The sequence below is a fragment of the Pseudomonas sp. GW821-FHT03E01 genome (assembly GCF_059420765.1).
In genome coordinates this window covers 198,161-216,206 of the sequence record NZ_JBWKUI010000009.1, presented here as the reverse complement: position 1 = coordinate 216,206, position 18,046 = coordinate 198,161, and the positions used below count along the sequence as shown (strand labels likewise).

The following is an 18,046-nucleotide window of genomic DNA, read 5'->3' as shown; positions in this document are numbered from 1 at the left end:
TTTCCTCTCGCGCCTTGCGAAAAAAAATAGCAGCGGCCATTTTGCCCGCCAGAAAAAAACCGCTAAGGACAGGCGAAAAACGCGGTGTATGATGGTCGGCCTTTTGCGAAGGAGGTTCGTGTCACAGGGCTGTCGCCTGAGGGTGACAGGCTGGCATGAGCCCTGTTCTTCAACGTTATTACACCAGGAGATATCCAATGAGCGTACTCGTAGGCAAACAAGCCCCTGACTTCACCGTACCGGCCGTACTCGGCAATGGCGAAATCGTAGACAGCTTCACCCTGTCCTCGGCCATCAAAGGCAAATACGGCCTGGTGTTCTTCTACCCACTGGACTTCACCTTCGTTTGCCCGTCCGAGCTGATCGCTCTGGACAACCGCATGGCTGACTTCAAGGCACGCAACGTTGAAGTGGTCGCCGTTTCGATCGACTCGCACTTCACCCACAACGCGTGGCGCAACACCCCGGTGAACAATGGCGGTATCGGCCAGGTTCGTTACACCATGGCTGCTGACATCAAGCAGGAAATCATGAAGGCTTACGACGTTCAGTCCGCTGACGGCGTGGCTTTCCGTGGTGCGTTCCTGATCGACGACAAAGGCGTTGTCCGCTCGCAGATCGTCAACGACCTGCCGCTGGGCCGTAACATGGAAGAGCTGATCCGTCTGGTTGATGCTCTGCAATTCCACGAAGAGCACGGCGAAGTTTGCCCTGCCAACTGGAAAAAAGGCGACAAAGGCATGAACGCTTCGCCAGAAGGCGTTGCGGCTTACCTGACCGAGCACGCTGCTGCGCTGTAAGCCAGGCGTCCGGCAATAAAAAACCGGCCTCACTGAGGCCGGTTTTTTTATGGGCGGGATAAACCGGCGACCAGCCTCAGTCGTTGTAGTCTTCCCAGCCGCCCATCTGTTTCCAGCGATTGACGATGCCGCAGAACAGCTCAGCAGTCTTCTCGGTGTCGTAGCGAGCCGAATGAGCCTCACGACCGTCGAAGTCGATGTCCGCTGCCTGACAGGCCTTGGCCAGTACGGTTTGACCGTAGGCAAGACCGGCGAGGGTCGCGGTGTCGAAGCTGGAGAACGGGTGAAACGGGTTGCGTTTCATGTCCAGGCGCGCGACTGCCGCGTTGAGGAAACCCAGGTCGAAGCTGCTGTTGTGACCGACCAGAATCGCCCGTTTGCAACCGTTGGCTTTCAGGGCCTTGCGAATGCCACGGAAGATATCGGTCAGCGCCGCTTCTTCACTCACTGCCATGCGCAACGGGTGATCGAGTTTGATCCCGGTGAATTCCAGGGCTGCTGCTTCGATGTTGGCGCCTTCGAATGGCTCAACCCGGAAGAAGTAGGTGTGATCGGGGTACACGAACCCTTTTTCATCCATGGCGATAGTGGTTGCAGCAATTTCCAGCAGGGCGTCGGTGGCCGAGTTGAAGCCACCGGTTTCTACGTCGACGACAACCGGCAGGTAACCACGGAATCTGGCAGCCATTGGATGACGAGGACCACCTCCACCGCCTTGACCGTCCTGTTCGTCGTCGAAATGGTCTTCACTCACGCGTGTTCCTCCAGCAGGCGCCAGCGCAGTTTTTCACCGGCGCGCAGCGGGATAACGGTCAGCTCGCCAAATGGCAGGCTGGTTGGGGCGGTCCACTCTTCGCGGACCAGGGTGATGCGATCGGTGTTCGCCGGCAGACCGTAGAAACGCGGGCCATTGAGGCTGGCGAAGGCTTCGAGCTTGTCCAGCGCATTACGCTGTTCGAAGGCTTCGGCATACATCTCGATCGCGGCATAAGCGGTGTAGCAACCGGCACAGCCGCAAGCCGCTTCTTTGGCGTGCTGGGCATGGGGGGCCGAGTCGGTGCCGAGGAAGAACTTGTCGCTGCCGCTGGTGGCAGCGTCGAGCAGGGCTTCCTGGTGGGTATTGCGCTTGAGGATCGGCAGGCAATAGAAGTGCGGCCGAATCCCACCCACCAGCATGTGGTTGCGGTTGTACAGCAGGTGATGCGCGGTGATGGTGGCGCCAACGTTGGCCGAAGCCGCGTTGACGAACTGCACGGCATCGGCGGTGGTGATGTGTTCGAACACCACTTTGAGCGTCGGGAAACGCTCGACCACGCGACGCATGTGCTCATCGATGAAGATTTTTTCCCGATCGAAAACGTCGATATCGCCACGGGTGACTTCACCGTGAACCAGCAAGGGCATCCCGACTTCGGCCATGGCCTCCAGTGCAGGGAAAATCTTGTCGATGCTGGTGACGCCAGAGTCCGAATTGGTGGTCGCGCCTGCCGGGTACAGCTTGGCGGCGTGAATGAAACCGCTGGCCTTGGCCTCACGAATTTCTTCGGGCTGGGTGCGGTCGGTCAGGTACAGAACCATCAGCGGTTCGAAACGGCTGCCGGCCGGACGTGCGGCGAGAATCCGCTGGCGATAGCCATCGGCTTCAGCAGCGTTGCGCACCGGAGGTACCAGGTTGGGCATGATGATGGCGCGACCAAAGGTGCGCGCGACATCCGCGACGGTATTGGTCAACACGGCACCATCGCGAAGATGAATGTGCCAGTCGTCGGGACGCAGCAGGGTCAGGCGGTCGGACATGAGGGAATTCCAGGCGGGTCAAACTCAGGGGAATGCTACCGGAAAAGACTCTTCCAGGCACTCGCTATCAAGTTTTACGACAAGCTTCCGATACCCAACAGGCAGGCCGTGAATATGTGTGTCGGTCTTTTTGTCGTAGAAGCCAGTGGAGCCTCCCGTGCGCCAGCGTTATTTAGCCTTGCTCAGTGTGTTTGCCAGCCTTCCCGCGATGGCGCTCACTTTCCAGACTCGCCTGGAGAGCATTGAGTGGACGGTCGAAGGCGACAAGTTCGAATGCCGCCTGACTCAACCGATCACCGATTTCGGTTCGGGTGAGTTTGTGCGGCGCGCCGGAGAGCAGGCGACATTTCGACTGAAGGCCTACAACTCAATGATCGGTGGGGGTTCCGCCACCTTGCTGGCGGCGGCTGCGCCATGGCAGCCGGGGCGTGGCGACATTAACCTGGGCTCGGTGAGAATCGGTAGTGGCAACGTGCTGTTCAACAGTTCGCAAGTGCAGGCCGGGCGCCTGATCAGCGGGCTGATGGAGGGGCGCAGCCCGGTCGTACGACACTCATCGGGCGACGGTCGGGTGTCTGAAGTGCGTCTGCTGCCGGTCAAGTTCAGCAAGGCCTATGGTGACTATCAGGGTTGCGTCGCCAAGCTGTTGCCACAGAATTTCGAGCAAGTGAAGCAATCCGAGGTCGGCTTTCCGGGGGAGGGTATCGATCTCGATGCCAGGGCCAAGGCCCAGTTGCAGGTCATGCTGGAGTTCATGAAGGCCGATCCGACGGTCAACCACATTGAACTCGATGGCCATTCCGACAATAGCGGTAACCGGCTGACCAACCGTGAACTGTCACGACGCCGGGCGCTGGCGGTGATGGATTTCTTCAAGGCCAATGGTGTGCAGGAGTCGCAGATCACCCTGCGTTTTCACGGTGAGCGCTATCCGCTGGCGCCCAACAACAATGCCGCCAACCGGGCGAAGAACCGCCGGGTTGCCGTACGTCTCGAGCGGGTCGCACCGACCGAGAAACCTGCGCCTCAAGCCACCGCCGCCGCGAGCAGCGCGACGACCTCCTGAACCTGCTGAATTCGTCGCTCGCTCGACATAATCTGTCGCTTCGTCGTCATAAGCTGTCGCGCCTCTGTAAATTATCCTGCATGAGCGGTAGACTTGACAGCTTTCCGTAGAACCCCGTGGAGTGATGGCATGGCGGACGTAAACAAGGTCGTTCTGGCGTATTCCGGCGGCCTGGACACTTCGGTGATCCTCAAGTGGCTGCAGGATACATATAACTGTGAAGTAGTGACCTTCACCGCTGACCTGGGTCAGGGCGAAGAGGTCGAACCGGCCCGCGCCAAGGCACAGGCCATGGGCGTAAAAGAAATCTATATCGACGATCTGCGCGAAGAATTCGTGCGTGATTTCGTGTTCCCGATGTTCCGCGCCAACACCGTTTACGAAGGCGAGTACCTGCTGGGTACTTCCATCGCTCGTCCGTTGATCGCCAAACGCCTGATCGAAATCGCCAACGAAACCGGTGCTGACGCCATTTCCCACGGCGCGACCGGCAAGGGCAACGACCAGGTTCGTTTCGAACTGGGCGCCTACGCCTTGAAGCCAGGCGTGAAAGTGATCGCTCCATGGCGCGAATGGGACCTGCTGTCCCGTGAGAAGCTGATGGACTACGCCGAGAAGCACGCGATTCCGATCGAGCGTCACGGCAAGAAAAAATCCCCGTACTCGATGGATGCCAACCTGCTGCACATCTCCTATGAAGGCGGCGTGCTGGAAGACACCTGGACCGAGCACGAAGAAGACATGTGGCGCTGGACCGTCTCCCCGGAGAAAGCTCCCGACAAACCGCAGTACCTGGAACTGACCTACCGCAACGGCGACATCGTTGCACTGGACGGCGTCGAAATGACCCCGGCCACCGTGCTGGCGACCTTGAACCGTATCGGTGGCGAACATGGTATCGGCCGTCTGGACATCGTCGAAAACCGCTATGTGGGCATGAAATCCCGTGGCTGCTACGAGACGCCTGGCGGCACCATCATGCTGCGCGCTCACCGTGCGATCGAATCGATCACCCTGGACCGCGAAGTGGCTCACCTCAAAGACGAGCTGATGCCTAAATACGCCAGTCTGATCTACACCGGCTACTGGTGGAGCCCAGAGCGTCTGATGCTGCAACAGATGATCGATGCTTCCCAGGCCCACGTGAACGGCGTAGTGCGCCTGAAACTGTACAAGGGCAACGTGATCGTTACCGGACGCAAGTCCGACGAGTCGTTGTTCGACGCCAACATCGCGACCTTCGAGGAAGATGGCGGCGCCTACAACCAGGCCGATGCGGCGGGCTTCATCAAGCTCAACGCCTTGCGCATGCGTATCGCGGCGAACAAAGGCCGCAAGCTGTTCTGAGACCTTTGATGCGGTAATGGAACTGTGGCCTTGTCGATGACAAGGCCACAGTTCTGAAAAAGGGCTGCTGCATATTACGTTTCGCTTTCTGCTGGTTTCTTCCAACCGTTCCTTTTGCTGCCTGCCTTTGATCTCACTTCAAGGGCTGCCTTGCTCTGTGCGACGGGTCAAAACCTAGCCCATGATCGTCACGCCATGTGAGCTCAAATTGTAAGAAACACAGAACGTTGCGTTGCTGCGTTTCTTTAGTTGTTTCCAGTGTTTGAGCGCACTGTCCTTCAGCACTACCTCCGAATCGGCACACGTGAGAAATACGATCACGTGTGCAGGATTATCCGGAGCGTGCTGGATACTCTCCATCAGGGCGCTGAACCCCATTTTTTTGGTTATCCAGCGTGCATCAATGATGTGCAGATCCTTTAGCGGCGCGGGCAGCTGCACATGGTGTTGGACCGAGCGTTCAGGCGACACACTGGAAGTGCTGTTTCCAGAGTGATCAGCGTTGTCCATGACTTTTATAAAATGCTTTCCCTTCTCGAAATCGGAGGGCGCGTAAAGCGATCGATAATTGAAGTTAAGTGTGGCGAAGAAAAGAAAAAGCAAATAAAAGGGAAAGCTGATCAGAAACCAGATGTAGAGTTCTCTCTCCTTGTGGTCAAGAAAGGGCAGCGATACAGCAGCTGATGTTTCGGACAGTGCTGCAAATATTGCAATGATTGTCATGGGGTTGGTGATTCTTTTTTTGAGTTTTGTCATGTTTTTTACTCATTAGGTATTATCTTATTCTCTGTTGGTTTATAGGGTGTGTTTTGGTGGTGGTGCATGTATGAGTGTGTTTTTCTGTATTTGTTATTTTAAGTTTCTTTTTGTTGTGTGGTTGAGGTTGATATAGTAACTGTATTGTTCTGGGTCTGGGTATGGCTGTTTATTTGTTTTAAAGTTGTGTGGGTTTGTTTGGGTTGTGAAGTGTTGCTGTATGTAAGGTTTTTCGAGTGGTTCGGGCCGGGTTATGTAAGATTCTGCAAGATACTCGTTACCTTTAAGGATAGCTTAATAGTCGCGGTCTGTCGGATCAAGGGCGTTGAACCCTGTTTTTTTGGGGGGTGAATTGTTACAAAGACATTGTCGAAGCGTTTAGCAGTGTTCGGCCAATAAAATCCCTGGCTTATCATGCGCAATGATTTCTTGTAGGAATAATCCGTGTTGTTTGTAGGTAATGTCTCTCGGTGCGAGTGGTCGAGGGGGACGGCATGCCATGGGTGAAACGACTAGGCTATGGTGCGGGCTCTAAAAATTCGAACAGCGAAAATTGGAATTGCCCATGAATAAAGTGCTGATCGTGGATGATCACCCCGTCATTCGTCTTGCGGTACGTATGCTAATGGAGCGTCATGGCTACGAAGTCATTGCAGAAACAGACAATGGCGTGGATGCATTGCAACTTGCTCGTGAACTTATGCCGGATATCGTTATCCTGGATATTGGAATACCGAAGCTGGATGGGTTGGAAGTTATCGCGCGCCTGACCTCGGCGGCGATGCCTCTTAAAGTGCTGATATTGACGTCCCAGGCTCCAGGACATTTTTCCATGCGTTGTATGCAATCGGGTGCCGCCGGATATGTCTGTAAACAACAGGACCTTACTGAGTTGCTCAGTGCAATAAAGGCTGTATTGTCAGGTTATAGCTACTTTCCTAATCAGGCGCTGCATACTGTGCGCTCCAGTCTTGGGAATGCCAGTGAAGCCGATATGGTGGATCGTTTGTCCGGGCGGGAAATGATGGTCCTTCAGCAGTTGGCCCGAGGAAAGACAAACAAGGAAATCGCCGATGGGATGTTCCTCAGCAATAAAACCGTCAGTACTTACAAGACTCGCCTGTTGCTGAAGCTCAATGCTCGCTCACTGGTCGATCTTATTGAATTGGCTCAACGTAATGGCCTGGTATGAGTATGCCAGCGTTTGACGAGGGGCGATGAGCGGGCGTTTGTCGGGGATGGGCACTTAGTAAAAAGCCTCCGTTTCGGGAGGCTTTTAGGTGTCATAGGTCAAAATCGTAATCGGCCAATTGCTTTTGCAGTCGGCGCTCCTCCAGCAGATTGTCGATGGTGCGGCGTTTGCTCAGGTTGGTCTTCGCTACTTCCACCACCGGTTCTGCGTCATCGGCCTCAACGGCGGTGAAGTCGTCTTCTACGTCCAATTGCTCTTTGCCAGTGCTCATAAGGTTAACTCCAGGCTAAGACTGCCTTTGGCGCTCCTTATATCGACAATTTCCCGGCGGGTAAAAAAGATTTTTTCAATCGGCTAATCAAGAAAACTAATAGAGCCTCAATCGTCCGAGGTCTTTTGCTTGTATTCGCATAAGTCCTCGATCCGGCAGCTGCCACAACGCGGCTTGCGGGCCAGGCAAACGTAGCGTCCGTGGAGAATCAGCCAGTGATGGGCGTCGAGCAGATACTCCTTCGGCACGAATTTCATCAGTTTCTGCTCCACCTCGACCACATTCTTGCCCGGAGCAATGCCGGTACGGTTGCTGACCCGGAAAATGTGGGTGTCCACGGCCATGGTCAGCTGACGAAAGGCGGTATTGAGCACCACATTGGCGGTCTTGCGGCCGACGCCGGGCAACGCTTCCAGCGCTTCGCGGGTCTGCGGTACTTCACCGCCATGGCGCTCTACCAGCAAGCGACAGGTTTCGATCACGTTTTTTGCTTTGCTGTTATACAGGCCGATGGTCTTGATGTACTCCGATAATCCTTCAACGCCCAAGGCATAAATCGCCGCCGGCGTATTGGCCACCGGAAACAGTTTGGCGGTGGCCTTGTTGACGCCGACATCGGTCGATTGCGCCGAGAGAATCACGGCGATCAGCAGTTCGAACGGCGAGGAATAGGCCAGCTCGGTCTTCGGTTCAGGATTGTCTTCGTGAAACCTGCGGAAAATTTCCAGACGTTTTGCGGCATTCATGGGCGATGCGTTTCCTCGAAGGAGGTCAATGTGGGGGAGGGGCGGGTCCAGGCCTGACGTGCGGCGATCAGCAGCCCCAGCAGAATAAACCCGCCGGGGGCCAGCGTGGCCAAGCGCAGGCCACCGTCAGCGGTGAGCACCCAACCTTGCCAGTCCGGTTGCATGGCAGCGGTCAGCCAGGGCAGATGGCTACCCAGTGTCCCGTTGCCGATAAGCTCGCGGAGCAGGCCCAGGCCAATCATCAAGGCGCCGAACAGGCCGCACAGGCGCAGGCGGTCACGCCTTGTGCCCTGGAAAAAACCGTTATGTTCCAGCACCACGCATTGCAAGGCGATCAATCCGGTATAGAACCCCAGATGCTGGTGCCATTGAAGCGACCAGGCTTGCATGGCGAGTTCCACACAACTGGTCAGTGTGGCAGCCAGCAGGAGGCAGGCCAGTAAATGGGTTGCCGGAATCAGTCGTGAGCGCAAGATACCCATGCTCACGTCATAAACACTGAGCACCAGAGCGAACATCAGCCACAGGCCTAGAGCCGTTACCAACGAATCAGTGACGCCGATCAGAGGCGCAAGCATCAGCGAGTTCTGCAGGGTTGATGACTTATTCATGGGCGCTGCTCCCGATCAGCGGTTGCCGGTGTTCATCGAAGTAACGCAATGCATCGTGGGTGGCATTGATCACCGCTCTTGAGGTGATGGTTGCGCCTGCGATCTGATCGAATTGCCCTCGGTCCTTTTTCAAGGCCCAGCCAGTGTCGCTTGGTTCGCCTAGAGACTTGCCGGTAAACACTTGCAGCCAGGCATTGGGCCAGTCGGCGAGCTTGCCGCCCAGCCCCGGGGTTTCCGATTGCTTGAGGGTTTTGACCCCCAGCAACGTGCCATGGGGGTCGATGGCGATCAGCAAATCGATGGCGCTGGCGTAGCCCAGTGTCTGGCTGCGCAGCAACACGGCGCTCGGTTGGCCGGCCTTGGACGCCAGATAGCCATTCAGCAGCGTGCTGTTGGGCAGGCGTGTTTTTTCGACGTTGAGGGGGTGTTCCAGTGGCTGATTGTCGTAGCTGTCGGGCGCTAGCAGATCCAGCAAATTGCGGCTGTCGATCAGGCGTTGTTCGGCGGCAATGCGTGCGGCGCTGGTGTACTGCGCGAGGTAAGTCGCGCCTGTCCCCAGGCCTGCCAGTAATACCAGGGTCACAACGCTTGTCGCTCGGTTCATGGGCTGACCTGCGCTTGTCTGGAGGCAGCAAACCGCTCCAGCGCCGGTACACAGAGGTTCATCAGCAGGACGGCAAAAGCCACCCCGTCGGGATAGCCGCCCCACGTGCGAATCAAGTAAGTCAGCAGCCCCACTCCGGCGCCGAACAGCAACCGGGCCGTGGGGTTTTTCGCGCCGGATACCGGTTCCGTCACGATGAAGAAGGCACCCAGCATGCTCGCGCCAGTGAGCAGATGGAAGAGTGGCGAGCCATGGGAGTCGGAGCCCGAACCGTTCCAGCACAACAGGCTGATGACGAACAGGCTGGCGAGCATGCCGACCGGCGCATGCCAGCTGAACACCCGCCGTTGCAGCAGAAACGCGCCGCCGGCCAGGAAGGCCAGGTTGACCCATTCCACGCCCCGGCCGCCGAAATGGCCGAATGCCGGGTTGCCGGCAAACAGTTCGTCCATGGTCAGGCTTTTGTTGATTCGCAGGCTGTCCAGCGCGGTGGCCTGGGCCCACGCGTCTGGTGTCTGGCCGAGGTTGAAGCCGAACACTTGTTGCAGGCCAGCGAGGAAGTCCATGCCGTGGGACGACGGCCAATGGGTCATTTGCTGAGGAAACGTCACTGAAGCCAGGGCGAAACCGAGCATCGCCGGGTTGAACGGATTCCTGCCGACGCCGCCATACAGGTGCTTGCCGAAAAAAAGTCCGAATGCCGCAGCGCTGACCGTCAGCCACCATGGGCAATAAGGCGGCAAGGCCAGGGCCAACAGGGTCGCGCTGACCAGCGCACTGCCATCGCTCACTGTCGGTTTTACAGGTTGCTTGCGCAGCTGTAACACCGCTGCTTCAACGGCCAGTGCGGTAGCTGCCGTCAGAATCAGGTTGATCAACACGCCCCAACCGTACAGCCAGAACAACATCAGCATTCCCGGCAGGGTGGCCAGCAACACCAGCTTCATGGCCTGCTGAAGGCGTTCATCCACCGATTCAAGGGGCGGCATAGGCATCCACCTGCCGCTCGGCTTCGCTGAGCGCATGTTGCAATGCTGTGATCTGTTCGGCCGGCGCTTCGTTTGTTTGAGCCTTCTTGAGTTCGGCGCGGCGCATGGCCAACTGGATCTTCGCCCGTTTCAGCTCGGCATCGTTTGTCGGAACAGGTGGAGTAGCTACCACCGGTGCACTGCTTTCCAGCAGCGACAGCGCCTGTTCGGCAGCTTCGAACTGCTGTTGCAGCACGATCAGTTGCGATTGCTGTTCGAAGGTCGGTGGATGCCCGAAGGCCTTGAGCGATTTATTCAGCTGCGCCCGACTCATCGCCAGATCGACCTTGGCCTTTTTCAGCGCCGCATCGGCATTGGCGGCCTTCTGCGCACGCACGCGCTCGAGCGCGGCCTGAACCGGGTCGAGCGTCACTTCACTGTGCTGCACGGCGCGTTGGGCGCGGGCCTGACGTTCGGCGAGTTTCTGTTCCTCTTCGCGATGTAGGCGGGCATTGCGCTGTTCGAAGCGACGTCGCGCGCGGTTGCGCTTGGCGGCCCGGGCCTGTTGTTCCTCCAGGCTGAACGCCAGCCCACCGACAATCGGCAGCGTGGCCAGCGGTAGCGGATGCATCTCGATGCAATCCACCGGGCAGGGCGCCACGCAGAGGTCGCAACCGGTGCATTCGTCGACGATGACCGTGTGCATGAATTTCGCCGCGCCGACAATCGCGTCGACCGGGCAGGCCTGAATGCATTTGGTGCAGCCGATGCATTCGGCTTCGCGGATGTACGCGATTTGCGCCGGTGCCGAACCGCGACTGACGTCCAGTTCCAGCACCGGCACTTTCAGCAGCTCGGCGAGGGCCGCGATGGTTTCGCTGCCGCCCGGTGGGCACTTGTTGATCGGCTCGCCGCTGGCGATGCCTTCGGCGTACGGTTTGCATCCGGGGTGGCCACACTTGCCGCATTGGGTCTGCGGCAAGAGGGCATCGATGCGTTGAATCAGACTCATGTTTTGATCAGCCCGCTGAATCCGAGAAAAACCACTGCGATCAATCCGGCGCCGATCAATTCGATCGGCAGGCCGCGAAAGGGCAGGGGGACATCGTTATCGAGTGTGCGTTGGCGCAAGTCGCTGAACAGGCTCAGCACCAGCCAGAAACCCAGCCCGGCACCTAGGCTCAAGGCTATGGCGTGGAAAAGTCCCTTGTCGTCCTGAGCGTTGAGCAGGGTCAGCCCAAGCACGCCGGCATTGCCCAGCAGCAGGGGCCAGAGACCCTCGAATGAAAGCTTGGCGAATAACCGTGGAAGCAGTTTCAGCAGCGGGCCGATCAGCAGAACGCTCAGCGGCAGGAATACGAACAGTCGCAGCGACGTCAGCCCCAGCGGCACCAGCAGCCAGTGGTAGAGCGCATGGCCGAGCGTGCCGACGATCAGCATCAGGCACGTCGTCGCGATGCCCAATGCATGCACCTGTCGCCGCTCGCTGCCCAGCACCGGATCGACGCCCAGCGGCCAGTGCAACACGAGGTTGTTGATCAGGGCAGCGCTGATAAGCGTAAGAAGCAGTTCGGTCATGATCGTGCCGGTAAGAACAGGGCTTTCTTAAGGGGCTCTCTAAAAAGAGATTAGGCATTATCCGGCAAGGAAGGAGGGTGGGCCAGATATGAAAATCCCACAGTCGCGCCGGGCACGACTGTGGGATCGGTTTAGCGTAGGACTTTACTTGATGCGCTGACCTGGCTTGGCGCCACTGTCGGGGCTCAGCAGATAGATTTCTTCGCCACCAGGGCCGGCCGCCATCACCATGCCTTCGGAGATCCCGAATTTCATTTTGCGGGGCTTGAGGTTGGCAATCATCATGGTCAGGCGACCTTCAAGCTTGGCCGGGTCCGGGTAGGCGCTCTTGATGCCGGAGAGCACGTTGCGTTGCTCGTCACCGATGTCCAGGGTCAGGCGCAGCAGTTTGTCGGCACCTTCGACGGCTTCGGCCTTGAGGATCAGGGCGACGCGCAGGTCGACCGCGGCAAAGGTATCGAACTCGATCTCCGGCGACAGCGGATCCTTGGCCAGTTCGCCGTTGCCTTGAGGCGCGGCAGCTTCGCCGGTGTCGGTCTGGCTGGCGGTCAGGTCTTCTTTCGAGGCGTCGGTCATGGCTTGCACTTTTACCGGGTCGATGCGGGTCATCAACGGTTTGAACTCGTTCAGCTGATGGTTGCTGAGCAAGGTGGCGTGGTCGTTCCAGGTCAGCGGTGCGACGTTCAGGAACGCCTCGGCATCGGCGGCCAGCAGCGGCAGCACCGGCTTGAGGAAAATCACCAATTGGCGGAACAGGTTGATACCCAGGGCGCAAATGGCCTGGACTTCATCCTGCTTGCCTTCCTGTTTGTTCAGCGACCATGGCGCCTTGTCGGCGATCCAGGCGTTGGCTCGGTCGGCCAGGCCCATGATTTCGCGCATGGCCCGGGCGAAGTCACGCGCCTCGTAGGCTTCGGCGATGCTCGGTGCTGCGGCCAGGAACGCTTCGGTCAGCTCTGGCGCGGCGTTGCCGGCCACCAGCACGCCAGCGTTGCCTTTGTTGATGAAACCGGCGCAACGGCTGGCGATGTTGACGACTTTGCCGACCAGGTCCGAGTTGACCTTCTGCACGAAGTCCTCGAGGTTCAGGTCCAGGTCATCGACGCCACGGCTCAGCTTGGCCGCGTAGTAGTAGCGCAGGTATTCCGGCGACAGGTGATCCAGATAGGTCCGGGCCTTGATGAAGGTGCCGCGGGACTTGGACATCTTCTGACCGTTGACGGTCAGGTAACCGTGCACGTTGATGCCGGTCGGTTTACGGAAACCGGCGCCTTCGAGCATCGCTGGCCAGAACAGGGCGTGGAAGTTGACGATGTCCTTGCCGATGAAGTGGTACAGCTCGGCGGTGGAGTCCTTGCCCCAGAACGCGTCGAAATCAAGTGCAGGCGTACGGTTGCACAGGTTCTTGAAGCTGGCCATGTAGCCGATCGGCGCGTCCAGCCACACGTAGAAGTACTTGCCTGGTTCATCAGGAATTTCGAAGCCGAAGTACGGCGCATCGCGGGAGATGTCCCACTGTTGCAGGCCGGCGTCCAGCCATTCGGCGATCTTGTTGGCCACGGCCTCTTGCAAGGTGCCGCTGCGTGTCCAGGCTTGCAGCATTTCCTGGAAGTCCGGCAGCTTGAAGAAGAAGTGCTGGGAATCCTTGAGCACCGGCGTGGCGCCGGAGATTGCCGACTTCGGATCTTTGAGGTCGGTCGGCGCGTAGGTTGCACCGCATTTTTCGCAGTTGTCGCCGTACTGGTCTTCGGTGCCGCATTTCGGGCAGGTGCCCTTGATGAAGCGGTCGGCCAGGAACATTTTCTTTTCCGGGTCGAAGTACTGCGTGATCGAGCGCGTGGCGATGTGCCCGGCGTCGCGCAGCTTCAGGTAGATCTGGCTCGACAGCTCACGGTTTTCTTCGGCGTGAGTGGAGTGGAAGTTGTCGAAGTCCACCAGGAACTCGGCAAAGTCGGCGCTGTGTTCAGCCTGGACGTTGGCGATCAGTTGTTCCGGGGTGATGCCTTCCTTTTCCGCGCGCAGCATGATGGCCGAACCGTGGGCGTCGTCGGCGCAGACATAAATGCATTGGTTACCGCGATGCTTCTGGAAGCGCACCCACATATCGGTCTGGATGTATTCCAGCATATGGCCGAGGTGGATCGAACCATTGGCATAGGGCAGGGCGCTGGTGACGAGGATCTTGCGTGGCTCGGACATGGGGCTCGGCTACTTGATGAAACGGAGGTCGGCCACTATAAAGCGCCGGCGCATATTTTTCACCCCCACGGCCAGCTTCCACGGACCTTTGTACCCGCCGGTCATAAGATATTTGTCATATTCTGAAAGCATCCCGTCCAGGCGACAGAACGGTTAGGATACCCGCCTGATTTTCCAGTCTTGCTATCGGAGTTGCCCATGAGCGCCGTCAATCGCGCAGCGGTGGAAGCCGTCCTTCGCCAATACACCGACCCTTATCTGAACCAGGACCCGGTCAGCGCCGGGTGCGTGCGCAGCATCGATATTCAGGGCGATCGCGTCAGCGTCCAGCTGGAGCTGGGTTACGCCGCCGGTCTGTTCAAGAGTGGCTGGGCGCAGTTGTTGCAGATGGCCATCGAGGGCCTGGATGGCGTGGTCACTGCCCGTGTCGAGATCACCAGCGTGATTGCCGCGCACAAGGCCCAGGCACAGATTCCGGGGTTGGCCAACGTCAAAAACGTGGTGGCCGTGGCGTCTGGAAAGGGAGGCGTGGGCAAATCCACCACGGCCGCCAACCTGGCGCTGGCGTTGGCTCGTGAAGGTGCCAAAGTGGGGATTCTCGACGCGGACATCTACGGTCCGAGCCAGGGCATCATGTTCGGCATCCCTGAAGGCACCCGTCCTCAGGTCAAGGATCAGAAATGGTTCATTCCGATCGAGTCCCATGGCGTCGAAGTGATGTCCATGGCCTTCCTGACCGACGACAACACGCCGATGGTCTGGCGTGGGCCGATGGTGTCCGGCGCCTTGTTGCAACTGGTCACGCAAACGGCCTGGGGCGACCTGGATTACCTGGTCATCGACATGCCTCCAGGCACCGGCGACATCCAGTTGACCCTGGCGCAAAAAGTCCCGGTGGCCGGTGCGGTGATCGTGACCACCCCGCAGGATCTGGCATTGCTGGATGCGCGCAAGGGCGTGGAAATGTTCCGCAAGGTCAACATCCCGGTGCTGGGCGTGGTCGAAAACATGGCCGTGCACATCTGCTCCAACTGCGGGCATGCCGAGCATTTGTTCGGTGAGGGCGGGGGTGTGAAGCTGGCCAACCAGTATGGCGTCGAACTGTTGGCTTCGTTGCCGCTGTCGATGCTGATCCGCGAACAGGCCGATGGCGGCAAGCCAACGGTGATCGCCGAGCCTGACAGCCAGATTGCGATGGTTTACCAGGAACTGGCCCGCCATGTCGGCGCGCGGATCGTGTTGCAGGAAGCTGCGACGCCGGCGATGCCGAACATCACCGTCAGCGACGATTAAATCGCTGAAAAGAGATCGCAGCCTCGCTTCGCTCGACACGAGGTTGCGATCTTTTGATATTGCTTTAGATACGCAACCCGCCATCCAGCTCCAGAATCCGACCGGTGTAGTAGTCATTCTCGAAAATGTAGGCCGCCGACTGGGCGATCTCTTCGGGTTTGCCCATGCGCTTGAGCGGAATCCCGGAAGTCATTTTTTCCAGCGCTTCAGGTTTCATGCTCAGGGTCATTTCAGTTTCGATGAAGCCCGGCGCAATGCCCGCCACGCGAATCCCGTAGCGCGCCAGTTCCTTGGCCCAGGTCACGGTCGCCGCAGCGACACCGGCCTTGGCGGCGGAGTAGTTGGTCTGGCCGATATTGCCGGCGCGTGAGATCGACGAGATATTGATGATCGCGCCGCTGTTGTTCAGCTCGACCATTTTTGCCGCGACTTCACGGGTGCACAGGAACACGCCGGTCAGATTGACGTCGATCACCGCTTGCCATTGGGCCAGGCTCATCTTGGTCATTTCGCCATCCTTGACCTTCAGCAACAGGCCGTCACGCAAAATGCCGGCGTTGTTGATCAGGCCATGGATCGCGCCGAAATCGTCGGCCACCTGGCTGACCATGTGGGTCACTTGCTCTTCATCGGCGACGTTGCACAAGTAGGCACGGGCCTCGACACCCTTGGCCTTGCAAGCGGCGACGGCGGCGTCGAGTTTTTCCTGGTTCAGGTCCACCAGGGCCAGCTTGGCGCCACGACCTGCAAGATACTCGGCCATGGAACGGCCTAAACCCTGGCAACCGCCGGTGATAATGATTACTTTGTCAGTGAGTTGCATTCGCATAGCCCCATAGCCGATCGGAGTGTTTCTCCTTCTAGAGGGCCTCTCGATCTGAGCCTGATGTGGCCTGGCTGCACATGAGAACTGCCCCTGTGGCGTACTGGAACTTTCACCCAGACGCCTGTCCGTTTTTTCGACGGAATCTATATAAGGAGTCATAAATTGAGCGTTGTAGTGGCTAAGCATGCCCGAGAATTGCTTCTCAAGGAATACCGTGGAGTGCTCTCGACGCACTCCAAAGCGATGCCCGGTTTCCCGTTTGGCTCCGTGGTTCCGTACTGTCTGGACGAACAGGGCCGGCCGTTGATCCTTATCAGCCGCATCGCTCAGCACACTCACAACCTGCTGAAGGATCCGAAATGCTCGCTGCTGGTGGGTGAACGCGAGGCCGAAGACGTGCAAGCCGTTGGTCGGCTGACCTACCTGGCCGAAGGGGAAAAACTCGAGGACACCGCAGCCATCGAAGCGGCAGCCGAGCGTTACTACCGCTATTTCCCGGATTCGCAGAACTATCACAAGGCCCACGATTTCGATTTCTGGGTGCTCAAACCGGTACGCCACCGTTACATCGGCGGCTTCGGCGCGATTCACTGGGTCGACCAACTGACCCTCGCCAACCCGTTCGCCGGCAAGGCCGAAGTGAGCATGGTCGAGCACATGAATGCCGATCACGCCAAAGCCATCGCCCACTATGTCGACTTGGCGGGCCTGCCGAAAACCGTGCCGGCGCAATTGGTCGGCATCGACAGCGAAGGCATGCACTTGCGCATCGGCCAGGGGCTCTACTGGCTGCCGTTTCAAGCGCCTTGTAATACGCCGACACAAGTCCGGGAAGCCTTGGTTTTCCTGGCTCACGCCGAACATTGGCCGAAAAATCAAGTGGCCGATGCTTGAATTCACGAAACGGCGACGTCATCTAAGGAACACTGGCAAGGCTTACTTGCGTTGAGGAACCATTTGATGCGCCCTTTTTTGTTGCTCTTTGTACTGTTTCCGGTGTTGGAGCTGTTCGTATTCGTCAAGGTCAGCGCAGCGATCGGGTTTTTCCCGGCCCTGCTGCTGATCATTCTCGGCTCGATGCTCGGCGTGTTCGTGCTGCGTATCGCCGGTCTGGCTACTGCGCTGCGCGCTCGTGAAAGCCTGAGCCGCGGCGAGTTGCCGGCCCAGACCATGCTCGAAGGCCTGATGCTGGCCCTGGCGGGGGGGCTGTTGATTCTGCCGGGCTTCGTCACCGACGTGCTGGGTCTGATTATGTTGCTGCCGATCTCTCGTCGACTGCTGGCCAATAAAATGCGCCAGCGCGCCGAGGAACAAGCGATGCGCCAGCGTGCGTTCGCCGATGACCTTCAGCCGCGGGGCGGTCCTGCTCCACGTCAGCCGTTGGGCCGTGAGCCTAACGTGATCGAAGGCGAGTTCGAACACCGCGACTCCAAGTAACATGTCCATCGACACGGCACCTTTGGGTGCCGTGTTCATTTTCAGGGTATCGACGTAAAAATTTCGCTCTCGGCCCTTGAAATAGGCTCGCGCGCCCTTATGTAACGGTCACCGCAAGGTTTCTGGCAATTGCGCCAGACAGACTTCCGCGGTTCGCTCGACGAACCGCACCCGGCGCCGCCGGATTTGTTAAACCCGCCGGGACTACACCGGCCGATGAAAACCACAATTAGGAGAGATCGACAATGAAGCTTCGTCCTCTGCATGACCGCGTCGTTATCCGTCGCAGCGAAGAAGAAAAGAAAACCGCTGGCGGTATCGTCCTGCCAGGTTCGGCTGCTGAGAAGCCAAACCAGGGTGAAGTCCTAGCTGTAGGCCCAGGCAAAGTGCTGGACAACGGCGAAGTGCGTGCACTGTCCGTGAAAGTGGGTGACAAGGTGGTGTTCGGCCCGTACTCCGGCAGCAACACTGTGAAAGTCGATGGCGAAGACCTGGTGATCATGGCTGAGAACGAGATTCTCGCTGTTGTCGAAGGCTGATTCCCCGCTCATTTTC

At 58.3% G+C, this 18,046-nt stretch carries 20 protein-coding genes; 8 read left to right on the top strand and 12 right to left on the bottom strand.

What is annotated here, in order from left to right:
• Window positions 1-197: 197 nt before the first annotated feature.
• The gene (locus AC07VO_RS17180; RefSeq protein ID WP_018926607.1) at window positions 198-800 is read left to right on the top strand and encodes a peroxiredoxin; all 603 of its coding nucleotides are present in this window, start codon (window positions 198-200) and stop codon (window positions 798-800) included.
• Between the two features lie 76 nt (window positions 801-876).
• Here the strand turns inward: AC07VO_RS17180 and rnt are convergent, their stop codons facing one another.
• A complete protein-coding gene (gene rnt / locus AC07VO_RS17175) occupies window positions 877-1,554 on the bottom strand; it encodes a ribonuclease T (protein WP_007938919.1) in 678 nt (225 codons plus the stop codon).
• Window positions 1,551-2,597: a dihydroorotase gene (pyrC, locus tag AC07VO_RS17170; RefSeq protein ID WP_018926606.1), complete on the bottom strand. Its 1,047-nt coding sequence runs from the start codon at window positions 2,595-2,597 to the stop codon at window positions 1,551-1,553. Before pyrC ends, rnt begins: the two co-directional genes overlap by 4 nt.
• A gap of 157 nt (window positions 2,598-2,754) precedes the next feature.
• Here pyrC and AC07VO_RS17165 point away from each other — a divergent pair, with 157 nt between their 5' ends.
• Window positions 2,755-3,663: a flagellar protein MotY gene (locus tag AC07VO_RS17165; RefSeq protein WP_018926605.1), complete on the top strand. Its 909-nt coding sequence runs from the start codon at window positions 2,755-2,757 to the stop codon at window positions 3,661-3,663.
• Window positions 3,664-3,792: 129 nt separating this feature from the next.
• The gene (locus tag AC07VO_RS17160) at window positions 3,793-5,010 is read left to right on the top strand and encodes an argininosuccinate synthase (RefSeq protein WP_020799894.1); all 1,218 of its coding nucleotides are present in this window, start codon (window positions 3,793-3,795) and stop codon (window positions 5,008-5,010) included.
• Window positions 5,011-5,184: 174 nt separating this feature from the next.
• Here AC07VO_RS17160 and AC07VO_RS17155 read toward each other — a convergent pair whose 3' ends face one another.
• A complete protein-coding gene (locus AC07VO_RS17155; protein ID WP_064616313.1) occupies window positions 5,185-5,766 on the bottom strand; it encodes a hypothetical protein in 582 nt (193 codons plus the stop codon).
• A gap of 565 nt (window positions 5,767-6,331) precedes the next feature.
• Here AC07VO_RS17155 and AC07VO_RS17150 point away from each other — a divergent pair.
• A complete protein-coding gene (locus tag AC07VO_RS17150) occupies window positions 6,332-6,958 on the top strand; it encodes a response regulator transcription factor (protein ID WP_018926602.1) in 627 nt (208 codons plus the stop codon).
• A 91-nt stretch (window positions 6,959-7,049) separates the two neighbouring features.
• On the opposite strand, the gene AC07VO_RS17145 is transcribed toward AC07VO_RS17150, so the two are convergent.
• From AC07VO_RS17145 to metG, 8 genes are all read right to left on the bottom strand, one after another.
• Entirely contained in the window at window positions 7,050-7,229 is a 180-nt protein-coding gene (locus AC07VO_RS17145) for a PA3496 family putative envelope integrity protein (protein ID WP_018926601.1), read from the bottom strand.
• 107 nt (window positions 7,230-7,336) lie between these two features.
• Window positions 7,337-7,975 carry an endonuclease III gene (gene nth / locus AC07VO_RS17140; protein ID WP_018926600.1) on the bottom strand — a complete coding sequence of 213 codons (639 nt, stop codon included), beginning with the start codon at window positions 7,973-7,975 and terminating at the stop codon, window positions 7,337-7,339.
• Entirely contained in the window at window positions 7,972-8,586 is a 615-nt protein-coding gene (locus AC07VO_RS17135; protein WP_018926599.1) for an Rnf-Nqr domain containing protein, read from the bottom strand. Before AC07VO_RS17135 ends, nth begins: the two co-directional genes overlap by 4 nt.
• Window positions 8,579-9,190, bottom strand: a complete 612-nt coding sequence (locus tag AC07VO_RS17130; RefSeq protein ID WP_457327293.1) for an RnfABCDGE type electron transport complex subunit G — start codon at window positions 9,188-9,190, stop codon at window positions 8,579-8,581. The genes AC07VO_RS17135 and AC07VO_RS17130 overlap by 8 nt, the downstream gene beginning before the upstream one ends.
• The gene (locus AC07VO_RS17125; RefSeq protein ID WP_018926597.1) at window positions 9,187-10,179 is read right to left on the bottom strand and encodes an RnfABCDGE type electron transport complex subunit D; all 993 of its coding nucleotides are present in this window, start codon (window positions 10,177-10,179) and stop codon (window positions 9,187-9,189) included. Before AC07VO_RS17125 ends, AC07VO_RS17130 begins: the two co-directional genes overlap by 4 nt.
• Entirely contained in the window at window positions 10,166-11,170 is a 1,005-nt protein-coding gene (rsxB, locus tag AC07VO_RS17120) for an electron transport complex subunit RsxB (RefSeq protein ID WP_018926596.1), read from the bottom strand. The genes AC07VO_RS17125 and rsxB overlap by 14 nt, the downstream gene beginning before the upstream one ends.
• Window positions 11,167-11,736, bottom strand: a complete 570-nt coding sequence (locus tag AC07VO_RS17115; RefSeq protein ID WP_064616316.1) for an electron transport complex protein RnfA — start codon at window positions 11,734-11,736, stop codon at window positions 11,167-11,169. Before AC07VO_RS17115 ends, rsxB begins: the two co-directional genes overlap by 4 nt.
• Window positions 11,737-11,880: 144 nt before the next feature.
• Window positions 11,881-13,935 (bottom strand): methionine--tRNA ligase, encoded by a 2,055-nt coding sequence (gene metG, locus AC07VO_RS17110; protein WP_086946091.1) that lies wholly within the window; start codon window positions 13,933-13,935, stop codon window positions 11,881-11,883.
• Window positions 13,936-14,133: 198 nt separating this feature from the next.
• Between metG and apbC the strand changes: the two genes are divergently transcribed.
• Window positions 14,134-15,228 carry an iron-sulfur cluster carrier protein ApbC gene (apbC, locus tag AC07VO_RS17105; protein WP_018926592.1) on the top strand — a complete coding sequence of 365 codons (1,095 nt, stop codon included), beginning with the start codon at window positions 14,134-14,136 and terminating at the stop codon, window positions 15,226-15,228.
• A 64-nt stretch (window positions 15,229-15,292) separates the two neighbouring features.
• Here the strand turns inward: apbC and AC07VO_RS17100 are convergent, their stop codons facing one another.
• Window positions 15,293-16,051, bottom strand: a complete 759-nt coding sequence (locus tag AC07VO_RS17100; protein ID WP_018926591.1) for an SDR family oxidoreductase — start codon at window positions 16,049-16,051, stop codon at window positions 15,293-15,295.
• 165 nt (window positions 16,052-16,216) lie between these two features.
• Here AC07VO_RS17100 and AC07VO_RS17095 point away from each other — a divergent pair, with 165 nt between their 5' ends.
• From AC07VO_RS17095 to AC07VO_RS17085, 3 genes are all read left to right on the top strand, one after another.
• Window positions 16,217-16,948, top strand: coding sequence for a HugZ family pyridoxamine 5'-phosphate oxidase (locus AC07VO_RS17095; protein ID WP_026286457.1), 732 nt, complete (start codon window positions 16,217-16,219; stop codon window positions 16,946-16,948).
• Window positions 16,949-17,014: 66 nt separating this feature from the next.
• Window positions 17,015-17,491, top strand: coding sequence for an FxsA family protein (locus AC07VO_RS17090; RefSeq protein WP_018926589.1), 477 nt, complete (start codon window positions 17,015-17,017; stop codon window positions 17,489-17,491).
• A gap of 245 nt (window positions 17,492-17,736) precedes the next feature.
• Window positions 17,737-18,030 (top strand): co-chaperone GroES, encoded by a 294-nt coding sequence (locus AC07VO_RS17085; RefSeq protein WP_018926588.1) that lies wholly within the window; start codon window positions 17,737-17,739, stop codon window positions 18,028-18,030.
• Window positions 18,031-18,046 lie beyond the last annotated feature (16 nt).

What these genes read in the sequence shown, in the direction of transcription:
- AC07VO_RS17160 (WP_020799894.1), top strand. Translation starts at nt 3,793, where the DNA reads ATGGCGGACGTAAACAAGGTCGTTCTGGCGTATTCCGGCGGCCTGGAC.
- apbC (WP_018926592.1), top strand. Translation starts at nt 14,134, where the DNA reads ATGAGCGCCGTCAATCGCGCAGCGGTGGAAGCCGTCCTTCGCCAATAC.
- rsxB (WP_018926596.1), bottom strand. Translation starts at nt 11,170, where the DNA reads ATGAGTCTGATTCAACGCATCGATGCCCTCTTGCCGCAGACCCAATGC.
- AC07VO_RS17135 (WP_018926599.1), bottom strand. Translation starts at nt 8,586, where the DNA reads ATGAATAAGTCATCAACCCTGCAGAACTCGCTGATGCTTGCGCCTCTG.
- AC07VO_RS17115 (WP_064616316.1), bottom strand. Translation starts at nt 11,736, where the DNA reads ATGACCGAACTGCTTCTTACGCTTATCAGCGCTGCCCTGATCAACAAC.
- AC07VO_RS17180 (WP_018926607.1), top strand. Translation starts at nt 198, where the DNA reads ATGAGCGTACTCGTAGGCAAACAAGCCCCTGACTTCACCGTACCGGCC.
- nth (WP_018926600.1), bottom strand. Translation starts at nt 7,975, where the DNA reads ATGAATGCCGCAAAACGTCTGGAAATTTTCCGCAGGTTTCACGAAGAC.
- pyrC (WP_018926606.1), bottom strand. Translation starts at nt 2,597, where the DNA reads ATGTCCGACCGCCTGACCCTGCTGCGTCCCGACGACTGGCACATTCAT.
- AC07VO_RS17100 (WP_018926591.1), bottom strand. Translation starts at nt 16,051, where the DNA reads ATGCAACTCACTGACAAAGTAATCATTATCACCGGCGGTTGCCAGGGT.
- AC07VO_RS17125 (WP_018926597.1), bottom strand. Translation starts at nt 10,179, where the DNA reads ATGCCGCCCCTTGAATCGGTGGATGAACGCCTTCAGCAGGCCATGAAG.
- metG (WP_086946091.1), bottom strand. Translation starts at nt 13,935, where the DNA reads ATGTCCGAGCCACGCAAGATCCTCGTCACCAGCGCCCTGCCCTATGCC.
- AC07VO_RS17145 (WP_018926601.1), bottom strand. Translation starts at nt 7,229, where the DNA reads ATGAGCACTGGCAAAGAGCAATTGGACGTAGAAGACGACTTCACCGCC.
- AC07VO_RS17155 (WP_064616313.1), bottom strand. Translation starts at nt 5,766, where the DNA reads ATGACAAAACTCAAAAAAAGAATCACCAACCCCATGACAATCATTGCA.
- AC07VO_RS17090 (WP_018926589.1), top strand. Translation starts at nt 17,015, where the DNA reads ATGCGCCCTTTTTTGTTGCTCTTTGTACTGTTTCCGGTGTTGGAGCTG.
- AC07VO_RS17130 (WP_457327293.1), bottom strand. Translation starts at nt 9,190, where the DNA reads ATGAACCGAGCGACAAGCGTTGTGACCCTGGTATTACTGGCAGGCCTG.
- AC07VO_RS17085 (WP_018926588.1), top strand. Translation starts at nt 17,737, where the DNA reads ATGAAGCTTCGTCCTCTGCATGACCGCGTCGTTATCCGTCGCAGCGAA.
- AC07VO_RS17150 (WP_018926602.1), top strand. Translation starts at nt 6,332, where the DNA reads ATGAATAAAGTGCTGATCGTGGATGATCACCCCGTCATTCGTCTTGCG.